Origin of the sequence: Pseudomonas sp. Nvir (assembly GCF_963778085.1) — a bacterium.
GTDB classification, from domain to species: Bacteria; Pseudomonadota; Gammaproteobacteria; order Pseudomonadales; family Pseudomonadaceae; genus Aquipseudomonas; species Aquipseudomonas juntendi.
In genome coordinates this window covers 1,909,477-1,923,991 of sequence record NZ_OY970405.1, presented here as the reverse complement: position 1 = coordinate 1,923,991, position 14,515 = coordinate 1,909,477, and the positions used below count along the sequence as shown (strand labels likewise).

General features: G+C 62.0%; 13 protein-coding genes. 8 read left to right on the top strand and 5 right to left on the bottom strand.

The window, feature by feature from the left end; all coding sequences use genetic code 11:
- Positions 1 to 164 precede the first annotated feature (164 nt).
- From AACG97_RS09280 to AACG97_RS09270, 3 genes are read left to right on the top strand one after another with little or no spacing between them, the layout of a single operon-like run.
- Positions 165 to 1,508, top strand: a complete 1,344-nt coding sequence (locus tag AACG97_RS09280; protein ID WP_197885779.1) for a DUF6861 domain-containing protein — start codon at positions 165 to 167, stop codon at positions 1,506 to 1,508.
- Between the two features lie 18 nt (positions 1,509 to 1,526).
- Complete coding sequence (locus AACG97_RS09275) at positions 1,527 to 2,138, top strand: GAD-like domain-containing protein (protein WP_197885778.1); 612 nt, start codon at positions 1,527 to 1,529, stop codon at positions 2,136 to 2,138.
- A gap of 23 nt (positions 2,139 to 2,161) precedes the next feature.
- Positions 2,162 to 2,788 carry a GAD-like domain-containing protein gene (locus tag AACG97_RS09270; protein WP_115293680.1) on the top strand — a complete coding sequence of 209 codons (627 nt, stop codon included), beginning with the start codon at positions 2,162 to 2,164 and terminating at the stop codon, positions 2,786 to 2,788.
- Positions 2,789 to 2,795: 7 nt separating this feature from the next.
- Here the strand turns inward: AACG97_RS09270 and AACG97_RS09265 are convergent, their stop codons facing one another.
- From AACG97_RS09265 to AACG97_RS09245, 5 genes are read right to left on the bottom strand one after another with little or no spacing between them, the layout of a single operon-like run.
- Positions 2,796 to 3,362, bottom strand: a complete 567-nt coding sequence (locus AACG97_RS09265; protein WP_197885777.1) for a nucleotidyltransferase family protein — start codon at positions 3,360 to 3,362, stop codon at positions 2,796 to 2,798.
- Positions 3,359 to 4,330, bottom strand: coding sequence for an XdhC family protein (locus AACG97_RS09260; RefSeq protein WP_125854480.1), 972 nt, complete (start codon positions 4,328 to 4,330; stop codon positions 3,359 to 3,361). The genes AACG97_RS09265 and AACG97_RS09260 overlap by 4 nt, the downstream gene beginning before the upstream one ends.
- A gap of 3 nt (positions 4,331 to 4,333) precedes the next feature.
- Positions 4,334 to 5,545, bottom strand: coding sequence for a cytochrome c (locus AACG97_RS09255; RefSeq protein ID WP_197885776.1), 1,212 nt, complete (start codon positions 5,543 to 5,545; stop codon positions 4,334 to 4,336).
- A 2-nt stretch (positions 5,546 to 5,547) separates the two neighbouring features.
- Positions 5,548 to 6,084, bottom strand: coding sequence for a (2Fe-2S)-binding protein (locus AACG97_RS09250; protein ID WP_009684799.1), 537 nt, complete (start codon positions 6,082 to 6,084; stop codon positions 5,548 to 5,550).
- Complete coding sequence (locus AACG97_RS09245) at positions 6,077 to 8,908, bottom strand: xanthine dehydrogenase family protein molybdopterin-binding subunit (protein WP_197885775.1); 2,832 nt, start codon at positions 8,906 to 8,908, stop codon at positions 6,077 to 6,079. The genes AACG97_RS09250 and AACG97_RS09245 overlap by 8 nt, the downstream gene beginning before the upstream one ends.
- A 339-nt stretch (positions 8,909 to 9,247) precedes the next feature.
- Between AACG97_RS09245 and dsbD the strand changes: the two genes are divergently transcribed.
- From dsbD to AACG97_RS09220, 5 genes are all read left to right on the top strand, one after another.
- The gene (gene dsbD, locus AACG97_RS09240; RefSeq protein WP_225785734.1) at positions 9,248 to 10,963 is read left to right on the top strand and encodes a protein-disulfide reductase DsbD; all 1,716 of its coding nucleotides are present in this window, start codon (positions 9,248 to 9,250) and stop codon (positions 10,961 to 10,963) included.
- Positions 10,963 to 11,799, top strand: a complete 837-nt coding sequence (locus AACG97_RS09235) for a TlpA disulfide reductase family protein (protein WP_197885773.1) — start codon at positions 10,963 to 10,965, stop codon at positions 11,797 to 11,799. Before dsbD ends, AACG97_RS09235 begins: the two co-directional genes overlap by 1 nt.
- A gap of 1 nt (position 11,800) precedes the next feature.
- Positions 11,801 to 12,559: a thiol:disulfide interchange protein DsbG gene (gene dsbG, locus AACG97_RS09230; protein ID WP_009684803.1), complete on the top strand. Its 759-nt coding sequence runs from the start codon at positions 11,801 to 11,803 to the stop codon at positions 12,557 to 12,559.
- A 454-nt stretch (positions 12,560 to 13,013) separates the two neighbouring features.
- Positions 13,014 to 13,745 (top strand): ABC transporter permease, encoded by a 732-nt coding sequence (locus AACG97_RS09225; RefSeq protein WP_033690766.1) that lies wholly within the window; start codon positions 13,014 to 13,016, stop codon positions 13,743 to 13,745.
- Positions 13,746 to 14,447, top strand: a complete 702-nt coding sequence (locus tag AACG97_RS09220) for an ATP-binding cassette domain-containing protein (protein WP_197885772.1) — start codon at positions 13,746 to 13,748, stop codon at positions 14,445 to 14,447. It abuts the gene before it with no gap.
- Positions 14,448 to 14,515: the final 68 nt, after the last annotated feature.

Genomic DNA, 14,515 nt, shown 5'->3' with positions numbered 1-14,515 from the left:
GATTAAGGGGGGATTATGGACCTTTGCAGGTGGGCTGGGCGAGCGTGGCTTGAGCGCGTGCGACCGCCTGGAACGAAGTCTCCTTTTCCTACAGCCGACTCAGGAATTTCCGAACCGAATCCATGATGGGATTTCCCCTGCACACGCTGTCAGGGAGACACCTCATGCACCTGAATTACCTGGTGCCCTCGTGGTTCGAGATCGAATCACGTGTCACCGATGAAATGGGCTATCAGGGACGCGCTCAATTTCGTACCCACCTCAATGAACCGGTCGCCTCACTGGCCCTCAACCTGCGCCGGGTCAAAGCTGTCCAGTCGGCCTTCAACCAGGCCGAGTGGCAGGCCAGCAGCACACTGCGCCAACGCTTCGCCAACCTGGACATCGCCAGCATTCTCAACGAGCTGCTCAAGGTCGTGAGGGAGATGGCGATGATCATCGTAGGCAGCACCCTCACCGGCGGCGTCATTGGCGCCGGGATCGGGGCATTTGGCGCAGGGGCCGGTGCCGTTCCTTTGGCCGGCGCCGGCGCGGCGATGGGCCTCAAGGTCAGCGGCTGGATTCTTGGCGTACTGGGTCTTGCCTCCATTGCCGAGTTCTTTATCGAAGGCCTGCCCCGCATCGGCGAGTACTACCTCGATGGCATTCGCATAGCCTGGGAAGGCACGCGGGACGATAGCTACAACCCCTTTGGGGGCGATGATCCGCAGGCGATTTCCAGGGCTGCCCATCACATCGCCTTGGGCCACGTGGAAGTAGTGGTGCTGCTGTTGGGGGCGATCGTCTCGTACCTTACCCGCGGTCGCGGTGACGCACGGGTGCTCGCGCAGGAAATGGCCGCCAGCAGAAAAGGCGCGCGCCTTGGGCAATGGATGCTCAAGCATGAGGAAGGGTTGAAGAAACGGCCAGATCTGCAAGTGCCGGAACGGCGCAAGGGTGCGGGGAATGAGCCGCAGCCAGTTCAGCCGAACCGGCAGGCGGGAAAAGAACATGAGCCCTCGACAGTCAAGCCCGCTAGCATGCCATTGCACACCGTGGCGTGTTTCAAGGCGGACAAATTGCCACCATCGAAGCATGGCGAGTTTGAACGGCAATTGAAGGGGCAGCAGGAGGGGTTGAATCGACTGACGGTTGAAGAGTTTTTGGAGAACGTCGCCAATCCCGTAAAGCGAAACCCAATTTTGGCACGCAAAGCTCGCAAGCAGATGCAAGACAAGTTGGAGCAGCGGATACTGGATGATTTGCCGGACGAGATGAGTCTATTTGAGGCCCAAAGGATGGCTGCAAGATTAGCTAAGGAGACCATGGCAACGCTTGCAGCCTTGCACAACCCTGATTTGACCGCCGGAGGCAAAGATGCCATTGACGATTTCGGGGACAGGCAAGTCAACTCCACCATAGGCCCCCAGTGGAAAAGCAAGATCAAGAGTATGCAGACAGCTGCCGAACAAACATTGAAATCGGGCAGCGGTGCTTCCCTCATGAACATCAAATTACGCAAATGCTAGATTGATAGGGACCTCATAATGGATGACGTCTACGCCTCCTTCATCGAAAAAATTGGACAACCTATTCTCAGGCAGGAGGTACCTGCCTCGGCCATCGAACGCTACAGGGGAAAACTACCAGAAAAATTGATGGAATATTGGGCAAAATACGGGTGGTGCGGATACGGTGACGGCATTTTTTGGACGGTCGACCCTCAAGAGTATGAGGGTGTCGTTGCGTATTGGATCAATGGCACGCCCTTGGCCGCGCATGACAACTATCACGTAATCGCGCGTGGGGCATTCGGCGATCTCTACTTGTACGGTGAAAGAACAGGCTTTTCACTGAGCATTGCCAGCCATATCTCACATTACTGCGGCAACAACCGCCGCACCTCTAACATCGACAGACATGTGCAATCATTCTTCCTACAGACAAAAAAGGACAGCAATGATTTCGAAGGGTTATTCGAAGCAGCAAGGAAAAAACTTGGCATACTCAATCACAATGAAATGTATGGATTCAACCCCGCACTTGCCTTTGGCGGGAAAGCGAGTTTAGAGCGAATCGAAAAAGTAAACACCGTGGAACATTTAATAATGCTCTCACAGCTAACTGCACTTGAGCCCTACCGCTTCTCCGACTTCTAAAAACCCAAAAGGGACTTGAAACCATGGACGTAGTCTTCAGCATTTTCCTGGAAACCTTCGGCGCCCCCATCGGCCAGCAGCCCGTGCCACATGCCGCCATCGATCATTACAGAGGCAAACTCCCGAACCGCCTCCTTGCCTACTGGCAAGACCACGGCTGGTGCGGCTACGGCGACGGCTTGTTCTGGGTGGTCAACCCCCAGGAATATCAGGAGGTCGTGGCTTCCTGGTTGGCAGGCACGCACTTCGAAACTTGCGACACTTATCACCTTATCGCCCGCAGCGCTTTTGGCGACCTGTACCTATGGGGTGAAAAAACCGGTTCAGTGCTGACCATCGCGGCCTTCCACTCCCGTTATATCGAGGGTGCCCACAGTTCAGGGGACGAAGAGCGGGACAACAAGATCCATGGTTTGCTCATGTGGCTGATGACCGAAGGCACGTATTTCGACGACCTGTTCGACCCTGCCAGGGAACGGCTCGGCACCTTGGGCGTGGATGAAATGTATGGCTTTGTTCCCGCCTTGATGCTGGGAGGTTCAGACAGCCTTGAGCGGCTGGAAAAGCTCAAAGTGGTGGAGCACCTGCTGCTGCTGTCGCAACTGAGCGCACTGCAGCCTTACGAATGGGCTGACGAAGAGGATGAATAGGCCATGGCTACGGGTTAAGCGCCTCTGGCCTGTCGACATCCTGCAGCACACCGACGTCCTGCACGTGCACCCTGACGCAACTTTCTGGATGAGCCTTCACTACCGACCGCGCCCCTTCATCACCCTGCAACCGGGCAAGCGCCGGCCAGAAATCACGGCCGAACAACACCGGATGGCCCTGCCGCCCGGCATGCCAAGGCAGGACTATGGTTGACGGACCGGCCTGGCGTGCAAGCAAGCCAAGCGTGGCGGGCGCCACCCAGGGCATGTCGCCCAACACCACCGCTACCGCCCGCGCCTCGCAATCTGCCAGCGAGGCGGCGCCGGCTGCCAGGCTATGGCCCATGCCCTGTGCGCAATCGACACTGGAAATGACCCGGCACGCCGATGGCAAACCCAGCGCCTCTGCCCGTTCGCCGGCGCGCAACACCACCCGCACCTCATCGAACACCGCGCAGGCACGTTCGACACTGTGCACCAGCAGGCTGCGACCGTCCGACATCAGCGCCCGGCGCTTGTCGCCGCCGAAGCGCACGCTGCTGCCAGCCGCCAACACCAACGCCACCACACTCACAGCGCCGCCCGCCCAATCCCGTTGCGCAGGCGCAAGATATCGGCCAGTACCGCCAGGGCGATTTCGGCCGGTGTCTTGCTACCCAGGTTGAGGCCGATCGGCGCGTGGATACGCGCCAACTGGTCGCCACTCAGGCCGCCGATGCGCTGCAAGCGCTCGCGACGCTTGTCAGAGGTGGCCTTCGAGCCCATCACGCCGATGTAGAACGCTTCTGTACGCACCGCTTCAAGCATGGCCAGGTCATCGATTTTCGGATCATGGGTCAATGCAACCACCGCCGTGTCGGCATGGCAACCGCCATTGGCGATAAATTCCGACGGCAGCTCGCGGCGTAGCTCGATGCCGTCCAGGTGCACGCCGTCGAGCACTTCATCACGTGGCTCGCAGAGAATCACTTCGAAGCCCAGGCCTTTGCCGAACTCGGCGCAACAGTGCGCCACGCTGGAATAGCCCGCCAGCAGCAGGCGCTGGGCGGCGCCGACGCGCAGCCGTACACAGGTGGGCTCACGCTGCACCCGCGGCCCCTGGCTGGTGTCAGGCACCAACTGGCGGTTGCCGTCGGGCAGGCGCACTTCGCGCAACAACCGGCGCTGCCCCAGCAATGCGCTTTGCAACTCGCGCAGGTGGGCCTGCACGTCGCACTCGGCCGCCAGGTTTTCCACCAGCACTTCCAGCACCCCGCCGCACGGCAGGCGAATGCCCGAGCGGGGGTCACTGCCATCGCCGTAACGCACAAGGGTGACCGGCTCGGCGAACTCGCCCAAGGCCACACGGTGCAGGAAGTCGTCCTCTACGCAGCCACCAGACAACGAACCCAGCCACTGGCCGCTGGCGTTGACCGCCAGCAGCGACCCCGGTGCACGCGGCGCCGAACCGTAGGTGGCGAGTACCGTGCACAACCACACCTGCTGACCGCTGCACGACCACTGCAAGGCCTGGCGAATCACCTGAAGATCGAGATGCTGCACCGGTTACTCCGCCTGCAGCTCGGCGAGCTGCTGTACCTTCAGGTCACCGGGCAATCCGCCCCAGGCCTGGCGCAGGTAGTTGACCATGTCCGTCACCTGCTGGTCATCCAGCTTACCGGCGAAGCCAGGCATCGGCTGCATGCGCTCGAAGCCGGTGAACTGTTGTTCGCGGATGCCTTCGAGGATGACCTTGACCAGGTTGCGCGAGTCGGCCTGGCGCAGCACGGTATTGCCCTGCATGGCCACGGCGACGTGTGGCTTGCCCTCGCCGTCGACCCCATGGCAGCCGGCGCAAACGTTCAGGTACTGCTGGTGGCCGCGCTGGGCACTGTCGCTCATCTGCGCCAGGGCAACCGGCTGGATGACCTTGGCCGCGGGTGGCTGGTCGCCCAGCAGGTAGGTGGCCATGGCCGCCAGGTCGGCGTCCTCCAGGTGCTGGGTGCTGTGGTGCACCACCGGGAACATCTCGTTGAACATGCTGCCCTGGGCGCTGATGCCGTGCTTGAGGAAGGTGGTCAAGTCTGGCTGGGTCCAGCCCCGCTCAGCCAGGTCCTGCGCCAGCAGGCTGGGCGCCAGGTAACCCGCCAGCAGGCCGCCGCTCAGGCGCTGGTCTTGCTGCAGTGCGCCGATCGCATTGCGTGGGGTATGGCACTCGCCACAGTGGCCCATGACTTCGACCAGGTACTGGCCACGCTGCCAGGCCGGGCTTTTGCCCTCGGTTGGCTGCAGCTGCACGCTCTTGCCATACAACAGGTTCCAGCCGCTCAGGCCCATGCGCACGTTGAACGGGAAGCGCAGCGCCGTCTGCGGGGCCGGGCGGTTGATCGGCGGTACGGTTTTCAGGTAGGCAAGAATCGCGTCCGAGTCTTCGCGCTTGATCAGGTGGTACGAGGTGTAAGGCATCGCGGGATAAAGGTTGGCACCATCCTTGCGCTTGCCCTGCGTGACTGCTGCGAAGAACTCGTCGGCGCTGTAGTTGCCGATGCCGTACTGCTTGTCCGGGGTGATGTTGCTGCCGTAGATGGTGCCGAACGGCGAATGGATCGGCAGGCCGCCGGCATACGGTGCGCCGCCTTCGGCGGTGTGGCAGGCCATGCAGTCGGCGGCGCGGGCCAGGTATTCACCGCGCTTGACCTGTGCTTCATCGGCAGCCAGGGCCGCCGAACTGACGGCAACACCCAACGCCAGCGCCAATGCGCTACGTACGAAGCCCATGTTCAACCCTCCTTGACCAGGCCGAGGTCGTTGAGCACCTGGCGGGTGGCGTCGTAGTAACGCACGTAGCCTGTGCACCGGCAGATGTGGTGCCCGAGGCTGGCCTCGATGCGGTCTTGCACTTCGCTCTTGTTCAGCGGCTGGCGCTGGGCGGTTTCCACCAGCACGGTAGCGGCGTTGACGAAGCCTGGTGCGCAGTAACTGCACTGGAAGGCGAACAGGTCGACGAACTTCTGCTGGATCGGGTTCAGCGTCAGGTTGCCGGCCTCGTCCTTGCTGGCATGGCCTTCGATGGTGCGCACTTTCTTGCCTGCAAAGTAGTGGGCACCGGTGATGCAGGTGCGCACTTCTTCGCAGGTGCCGTCCGGGTTGTCCACGATCACCACGCAGGCGTGGCAGATGCCCTGGCCGCAGCCCAGGCGCGAACCGGTGAGGTTCTGGTATTCGTGCAGGTAGTCGAGCATCGCCAGGTCGTCGGGGACCTCGACCGGGCCGACCGGTTGACCGTTGAGGGTCAGTTGCAGTGGGCGGTTAGCCATTGAGGGCCTCCTTGATACGGGCTGGGGTAATGGGCAGATCGCGCACGCGCTTGCCAATGGCATGCGCAACGGCATTGCCGATGGCACCGACGACCGGGATCATCACCACTTCGGCAATGCCCTTGGACGGGTCGGTGGGTGACAGCGGCGGCAGAATTTCGCTGGTCTGCTGCCACACCGCCACATCGCGCGCATGCGGCAGGCGGTAGCGGTTGAAGTTCCAGTCGCCCTCCCCGGGCCCGCCCTCGTACATTGGCATTTCTTCGGTCAGGGCGTGCCCGATACCCATGGCGATGCCACCTTCGAGCTGGCCTTTGACCAGCTCCGGCACCAGCGCCCGGCCGCACTCGACCCAGCTGTGGTGGTTGAGCACTTGCACTTCGTGGGTGCCCTTGTTGACCTTGACTTCGACAATGGTCGCCACCGGGCTGTAGTAGGTGACCATGGCGTTGTTCAGCTGGGTATCGGGGTACGCCGCGTTCTGCCGGTCGAGCAGGTGATAACCGTGGCTGCTCATCTGCGCTTTCTTGGCGTTGACCGCGCCGTCGCCGTATTTCACGGCCACGGCGTCGAGCGGGAAGCGCTCGCGCACACCGTCGATGACGAAGTCGGCCTCGGCCCAGCTCCAGCGGTTGAAGCCGTGGACGCTCACACCGGTGACCAGGCCCATGTCATGGGCCTTTTGCGCCAGCTGGGCGAACGGGATCGGAGCCAGGCCGTTGCCGGTCAGCTCACCATTGACCCACACAGCGTTCTCGCGGCGCACCACCAGCGGGTTGGCCTGCCCGCCGTAAGGCCCCTGGCGCCAGATGGCCATGGCCGCCGGCCACAGGCCGTGGTTGAACAGTACCCGTGCCGCTTCGCGGGTAGCGTGGCTGAAATAGAACGCCGAGTTGGTCGCCGACGATGGCGACGCCAGCTTGCCCACCCAGCGCGGGTTACGCAGGGCAGCGTCCTGTTCGGGCTGGCTGATCAGGTACGGGTTGCCGCTGGTGGTCAGTTGCAGCTCTGGCCACTCGGTAACGGCAGTGCGCACCTCATCGGCCGAACGGCCAAGGAAGTCGCTGACCACCAGGGCCTGCGAAGTGGACATGCCAGTGCCCAGTTCGGTACCGATGTGGCGCAGGCTGATGCGCCCGTCGCGGCTGAACTCGACGCTGGCCATCGGCGCTTCCGCGCCCGTCCCGAAGTCTTTCTGGCAGATGGCGAAACCCACGCCGTACCAGTGATCCTGGTCCTTGGCATCCATCTGCTGCTTGCGTGCGTCACGGTTGCGCCACCGGTCGTGCACGGCGGCCTTGTCGAGAATTTCGTACAGGCGCAGGGCGCCGGCCGGCACCGCGCCCTGGGTGTTCTTCATGCCCGACTTCAGCGCGTTGGCACGGCGCAGATCGATGGCATCCACGCCCAGGCGGCCGGCGATTTCATCGACCATCATTTCAGTCGCCGCCATGCTCTGCAGGGTGCCATAGCCGCGCATGGAGCCCGCCTCCACGCCACGCGAGTAATAGGCAGTCACCGACAGGTCGTTCTGCGGCATGTAATAGATCGACTGCGCTGCGGTCGCACCCACTGCGGCCACCGACGGGCTGTAGTTGATGCGCCCGCCACCGTCGCAGCTCATGTCGGCGCGGAAAATCTTGAAGCTGTTGTCTTTCTTGTCCACCGCCAGTTGGTAGCGGATATCGAAGGCATGGCGCTTGATGCCGCTCTGGAACTGCTCGTAGCGGTCATTGGCCAGGCGGACCGGTACCCCGTCGCCGTACAACGCAGCCACGGCAGCGTAGAAAACGAAGATGTTGTTGTCCTTGGAGCCGTAGCCCACGGTGTAGCCGGGGTGCATGTTCAGGGTGTTCAGGGCAAACCGCGACGGCTTGATCATGTGCACGCATTCCTGCGCCACTTCGAACGGGCACTGGGTGGCAACCACGAAGTGCAGCGTGCCGCTGGCCCGGTCGTACCAGCCATTGCCGTTGTCCGGCTCCAGCGCGGCAGGTTCGATGGACGGCGTCTTGTAGCGCTCGTCGAACACCAGCCAGTCCTCGGGCGGGTTGTCCAGCTGTTCGGCCATACGGTTGGCGTAGAACAGCCCCTGCTCGGTCAGGTCACCATGCTGGTTGGGCTGTTTCGACCACACCGGCTTGCGGTTGAGGATGGTGGGGAACAGCATGGAATTCTTCAGGCTGGAGAACTCATCGTCGTCGAACGGCGTGGCGCCGCCCACCCGCACGAAGCGGAAGCTGCCATAGGGGTCACGCTGGTACAGCGGCGCCTGGGCGCCGTAGCGGATCGCCTGGTCGTTGAACTGCAGCTTGCGCTTGGCCTGGCGGAAACGCTCGAAATCGTGCCAGATCAGGATTGCCACGGGGTGGCCGATGAACATCGGTACCTTGCCAGGCGGCAGCAGCGGGTCGGGCGAGTGCGCTTCGGGCCAGGCGATGCCGTCCTGTTCCAGGTCGGCGGCGGTGACGACACGGTCTGGTTGCAGGTCTGCCCCCAGCAGGCTCAGGTCATGCCCGGCATAGATGCGGTCAGCCTTGGTGGCCTTGAGCAACAAGGCATGGCCCTGTTGCACCGGCCAGCCCGGCATGTCCTTGGCACGGATGTCGCGGGCGAACACCTTGTCGCCGCAGACCTTGGACAACGCATCGTTACGGAAACGCGCCTTGCCGTCATGGCTCATCCACTTCTGCGGCGAAGCGGTGACGCGTTCCTCCATCAGCGCGGCGAACGCCTGGCTGCCAAGTGGCGCCATGGTCACACCGACACCAGCGACCAGCCCGCCTTGCAGGAAGGCGCGCCTGGAAATATCACGGTTGGACATGCTTGATCCTCTGGGCAGTCGAGGGTCTGCCCTTTCTTCTGATTCTGGGCCTGGCTTGCAGAAAGCTGACCTGAACGTCAACTTTACAGCAATTTAGCGAGGACAGGCAAAGTCAAGCCGACAATATGTCGCGGTGTGTCGGGTTTTAAGCGGGGGGGGGGATCCGTGCTGGGGCTGATAGGTGTTCGCCTTTGGAGATTCGGCGCTCGATCTAACAGGCGCTGCAAATCCCCCGTCAAACACCGAAAACCCTCACACCCCCTTCAAAACCGCCGTTAACCTTCATTTAATCAACCCCAGCCAGCATGGCCCCATTCCCCGATCTGCCAAGGCGAAGACATGCGCGTTCTCCTGCTCTTCCTGACACTGCTACTGGCTGGCCCCCTGCAAGCCAACCCGTTCGACGTCAAACCCGATTTCCTGCCGGTCGAGCAGGCCTTCGTACTGACCCACGACCGCCAGGCCGACGGCCAGATGCGCCTGTACTTCCAGATCAAGCCGGGCTACTACCTGTATCAGAAGCGCCTCAAATTCGATGGCCTGCCGAGCGATCAACAGCCGCAATTGCCGCCGGCACTCAACCACCACGACGAGTTCTTCGGCGACAGCGCGGTGTACCGTGACCAGCTTGAACTGCTGCTGCCGGCCAACGCCCAGGGCCAGTTGCGCCTGGGCTGGCAGGGCTGCGCCGACGCCGGCCTGTGCTACCCGCCACAAACCACCAGCATCGACCTGGGCGGCAGCGTAGCGCCGGCCGCCGAACAAGCCAGCGACCAGGCCTTGGCCAGCGGCCTGCAACAGGGGCACCTGGTATGGAGCCTGCTGGCCTTCTTCGGCCTGGGCCTGTTGCTGGCCTTTACCCCCTGCTCGCTGCCGATGCTGCCGATTCTCGCCGGGCTGGTGTTGGGCAACGGTGCCAGCGCCCGCCGCGGTTGGCTGCTGGCCGGGGTCTACGTACTGAGCATGGCCCTGGTCTACGCCGCCCTGGGCGTGGTCGCCGCGCTGCTAGGCGCCAGCCTGCAAGCCTGGCTGCAACAACCCTGGCTGCTGGGCAGCCTGGCGGGGCTGTTCATCATCCTTGCCCTGCCGATGTTCGGCGCCTTCGAACTGCAGTTGCCCGCCGCCCTGCGTGATCGTCTCGACCGGGCCGGGCGAGGCACCCGCGGCGGCAACCTGTATGGTGCGGCCTTGCTGGGCGCGTTGTCCGGGTTGCTGCTGGGCCCCTGCATGACCGCGCCTCTGGCCGGGGCGCTGCTGTACATCGCGCAAAGCGGCGATGTGCTGCAAGGCGCGCTGGTGCTGTTTGCCCTTGGCCTGGGCATGGGCGTGCCGCTGCTGTTGCTGGTCACCCTGGGCAACCGCTACCTGCCACGCCCGGGCGCCTGGATGGACCGGGTAAAGGCGGTATTCGGCTTCGTGTTCCTGGCCATGGCGCTGTACACCGTGCGCAGCCTGCTGCCGGCCAGCCTGCTGCTGGCCCTCGCCGGTGCCTGGCTGGTCGCCCTGGCCTGGGCAGCCTGGCCGGCCCTGCAGCGGCTGCCGGCACTGCGCGCAGTGCCGCTGCTGGGGGCGCTGTGGGGGGGCTTGCTGTTGGTCGGCGCGGCAGCCGGCGGCGACGACCTCTGGCAACCCCTGCGCCCATTCGCCGGGGGGGCAGCCGCGCCAGCCACTGCTGCGCACGCCGAGGATAGCTTCGTCACCGTCAGCCGCCCAGAAGACCTGCAACGCGAACTCGATGCCGCCAAGTCTCGCGGGCAATGGGTCATGCTCGACTACTACGCCGACTGGTGCGTGTCGTGCAAAGTGATGGAAAAACAAGTGTTCAGCCGCAGCGACGTGCAGGCCGGGCTGGCCGGCGTGCACCTGCTGCGGCTGGACGTGACCGCCAACAGCCCCGCCAGCAAAGCGCTGCTACAACGCTACCAGGTACCGGGCCCGCCGAGCATCATCTGGATCGGCCCAGAAGGCGAAGAGCGCCGCGCGCGGCGCATCACCGGTGAAGTGGACGCCGCCGTGTTCCAGCAACACTGGGCCCAGACCAGGAGTCAAGGCTGATGCTCACCGTGACCCTGGGGCCGCTGACCATGGCCCTGAACCACCTGGTCATGCTCACCGCGCTGGTGATCGCCAGCGTGGTCGGCTGGTGGGTCGCACGGCGCGGCGGTGAAAGCCCGGAGTCGGCGCTGTTCAACCTGTTTCTGCTTGGCTTGCTCAGCGCGCGGGCGGGGTTCGTGCTGGCGTACTGGCCGATGTACCGGGACGATCCGCTGCAAATCATCGACATCCGTGATGGCGGCTTTCTGTTCTGGTCGGGCCTGGCGGGTATCGTGGGCGGTGCCCTGTGGCAGGGCTGGCGCCACCCAGGCCTGCGCCGCCCGCTGGGCTGGGCGCTGTTCAGCGGCGCGCTGTTCTGGGGCCTGGCCAGCTTTGGCGGGCACTTGTACAGCAAGGGCACCGAACTCCCCGAACTGAACCTGCGCAATGCCGGCGGCCAGCCCGTGGCGCTGCACAGCTACCGCGGTACACCGCTGGTGATCAACCTCTGGGCCACCTGGTGCCCACCCTGCCGGCGCGAAATGCCGGTGCTGCAGCAGGCGCAGAGCGAATACCCGAACGTGACCTTCCTGTTCGTCAACCAGGGCGAAACCCCGGAAAACGTCAGCACCTTCCTCGCCACCACCGGCCTGAGCCTGACCCACGTGCTGTTCGACGGCACCGGCCTGCTGGCCCAACGCGTCGGTTCGATGGCCCTGCCCACCACGCTGTTCTATGACGCCCAGGGGCGGCTGGTCGGTAGCCACCTGGGGGAGTTGTCCCGGGCCAGCCTGCGCCATGCCCTGGAACCTTTCGAGCGGGCCGCTGCGCCCGCCCCTGCCGCACAAGGAAACTGAAATGCGATTGACTGCACTGTTGCCCCTGTCCCTGGCCCTCCTGGCCGCCCCCGCCTTGCAGGCCGAAGAGCTGCCCAAGGCGGTTCAGCAACTGCAAGCCAAGGGTGCCGTGATCAAAGGCAGCTTCGACGCCCCCAACGGCCTGCGCGGTTACGCCGCCGAGTACCAGAACAACGCCCTGGCCCTGTACCTGACGCCCGACGGCAAGCACGTACTGGTCGGCAACCTGTTCGACGAACAGGGCAAGGACCTGAGCGCAGAGCCGCTGGAAAAGCTGGTGTATGCGCCGATGAGCAAGGAAATCTGGGCGAAGATGGAGAAAACCGCCTGGATCGCCGATGGCAGGGACGATGCACCGCGCAAGGTGTACCTGTTCAGCGACCCCAACTGCCCGTACTGCAACATGTTCTGGGAACAGGCACGGCCTTGGGTCGAGTCGGGCAAGGTGCAGTTGCGCCACATCATGGTCGGCATCATCCGCGAAGACAGCCCAGGCAAGTCGGCCGCCCTGCTGGCGGCACAAGACCCGGCCAAGGCTTTGCACGCGCATGAGAAGGCCGGCAAGGCCAGCACCCTGACAGCGCTGAAGCAGGTGCCGCCGGCGGTTCAGCAAAAGTTGGCGGCAAACATGGCGTTGATGGAAGAGATGGGGTTGCAGGCCACCCCAGCGATTTTCTACCAGGATGATCAGGGTCAGCTGCAGAGCCAGCAAGGCGCACCACGGCCGGAGATGCTTGGGAAGATTCTTGGCAAGCGCTAGCGCCTGAGGTGAGTGCTGTAAATAGCGAGCGCCGCCCGCACGGTGCTCGATCTAGAATTCGGCAAAAAAGCTATACCTTGTAACACTTAATTGCGCACCAGAACTATCGATACCGCTCATCTCAAATAGAGTATTCATAATAAAAATTTCTACACGCCTTACAAGCCAGCAGGAAACGGCCCACACCAAAAACTGAAAAGCCCCGCTCAATACCACTAATCAATTAATTGTCAGAAACATCCTTCAGACGCCCCTCACAACAAGCATCACCACCTCAACAAACGCACCTACTCCTAGAAACTGAATATTCAGCGGAAAAACTTGACACCCCTCAATCCTGACAATAAAAGATTTCGCAGCAGACATTCAGCGCCCAACCGCCGTACATGAGGGCTTGGTTCCAAAATAGCACCAGGCGTAATGTCTTCTTCATGACCTCCGAAGGGTGCATACCATGAGACGAACAAGAAGAATAATTTCGGTCGCCAGGCTACTACTCGTTGAGCACTTGAGAGAACCTACCGCACTGCTGTGGACTGCAGTAGCACCGTGCATGATGTTCATGATCATGAAGCAGAACGCTTCATTTACGGGCCTCTCAGCTTCCAGTTATACGCACTCCGCGGCCTGGTTTTACGCCTACATCTCCGCAAACGTCGCCTTTTTCGGCCTGAGCTTCTACTTGATTGGCAGACGGGAGAGCGGTTTTGTCCGTTCATTCATCTACCGACGGGAGGCCATCACGCTGTTCCTGACGTCACATGCCCTCAGCTATAGCGTGATCAGCCTGCTGTATTCAAGCGCCTTCTATATCATCACCAAGCCACTGTACGGCCCCTACTCGCTGCCAGAATTCCTGCATCTCACAGCGGCTTTCTACACAAGCTATTTACTATTTTCCTGCATAGGCCTGGCCATTGCTGCGCTGCCGATCAGGTTCAGTACCGCCGGCACGGTATTTTCATTCCTTTCGTTTCTCATGCTCTTTTCTGGTTACCTGGGTAGCGCACCTTCCAACACCTCGCACTGGCTCGGCGCGATCAATCCGCTTTACTTGAGCGCAAACATCATCAATGGGCAGCTATCACTCAGCGTGAGCTTCTCTGCAGCCGTTGCTGCCTCAGCAATAGGGTTTTATGTCACAGCGAAGTTATTCAGAATCCAACCCATCTGGAGTCGATATTGAATGAATCTTCTGACGCTCGACAAACTCAGCTTTTCCCACCCCGACACGCCGCTTCTCCAGAATATCTCGCTGAGCCTAAGCGAAGGTGAGGCAGTCGGAATACTGGGATGCAACGGCGCGGGCAAAACGACACTTTTCGATTTGATATGCAATGTCAGAAAGCCTAGCCAAGGCAATATCATCAACGTTTCCAAGTGCCAGCTTTACCTGACGCAAGTACTAACGCCACCGCCGCTGCTGAAAATGGGCGAGGCCTATGAACTGATCACCCAGTTGAATTCAACATCGGCACCCAGTCACCATCAGGCCCTTGCGCGCCTCTGCCAGTGGTCGCCTGCGTTGTCAAAGCGCTACGCCAACCTCTCTGAGAAAAAGGCATCGACCTGCAGTTACGGCGAAATCCGCAGTTTCATCACCCTCACACTACTGCTCATGGGTGGTGACCTGATTATCCTCGACGAACCGACCGCCGGCATAGACCCTGAGTTTCGACACCACATCTGGCTGGGCATAAAGAACGCGTGTGCAGATGGGGCCAGCGTGGTGGTATCGTCTCACTACACCGAAGAAATCGTAACGAACTGCCACCGGTTCTACATGCTTGCACACCAGCGCATCGAGCCGTTCGGGAATGGTGAAGCGTTTCTGACCCGCTACAGCGCAAAGTCCTATGATGAAGCTTTTATCAACGCTGCGATGTAAATCCAGTCATCTAGTTTGCATGGCGCGCCCCCGCCGCCAGACATTGGCGGTGGGGGCATAGCCTGCGG

Coding starts and splice junctions, on each gene's coding strand:
- AACG97_RS09280 (WP_197885779.1), top strand. CDS start 165: ATGCACCTGAATTACCTGGTGCCCTCGTGGTTCGAGATCGAATCACGT.
- AACG97_RS09275 (WP_197885778.1), top strand. CDS start 1,527: ATGGATGACGTCTACGCCTCCTTCATCGAAAAAATTGGACAACCTATT.
- AACG97_RS09270 (WP_115293680.1), top strand. CDS start 2,162: ATGGACGTAGTCTTCAGCATTTTCCTGGAAACCTTCGGCGCCCCCATC.
- AACG97_RS09255 (WP_197885776.1), bottom strand. CDS start 5,545: ATGGGCTTCGTACGTAGCGCATTGGCGCTGGCGTTGGGTGTTGCCGTC.
- AACG97_RS09250 (WP_009684799.1), bottom strand. CDS start 6,084: ATGGCTAACCGCCCACTGCAACTGACCCTCAACGGTCAACCGGTCGGC.
- AACG97_RS09245 (WP_197885775.1), bottom strand. CDS start 8,908: ATGTCCAACCGTGATATTTCCAGGCGCGCCTTCCTGCAAGGCGGGCTG.
- dsbD (WP_225785734.1), top strand. CDS start 9,248: ATGCGCGTTCTCCTGCTCTTCCTGACACTGCTACTGGCTGGCCCCCTG.
- AACG97_RS09235 (WP_197885773.1), top strand. CDS start 10,963: ATGCTCACCGTGACCCTGGGGCCGCTGACCATGGCCCTGAACCACCTG.
- dsbG (WP_009684803.1), top strand. CDS start 11,801: ATGCGATTGACTGCACTGTTGCCCCTGTCCCTGGCCCTCCTGGCCGCC.
- AACG97_RS09225 (WP_033690766.1), top strand. CDS start 13,014: ATGAGACGAACAAGAAGAATAATTTCGGTCGCCAGGCTACTACTCGTT.
- AACG97_RS09220 (WP_197885772.1), top strand. CDS start 13,746: ATGAATCTTCTGACGCTCGACAAACTCAGCTTTTCCCACCCCGACACG.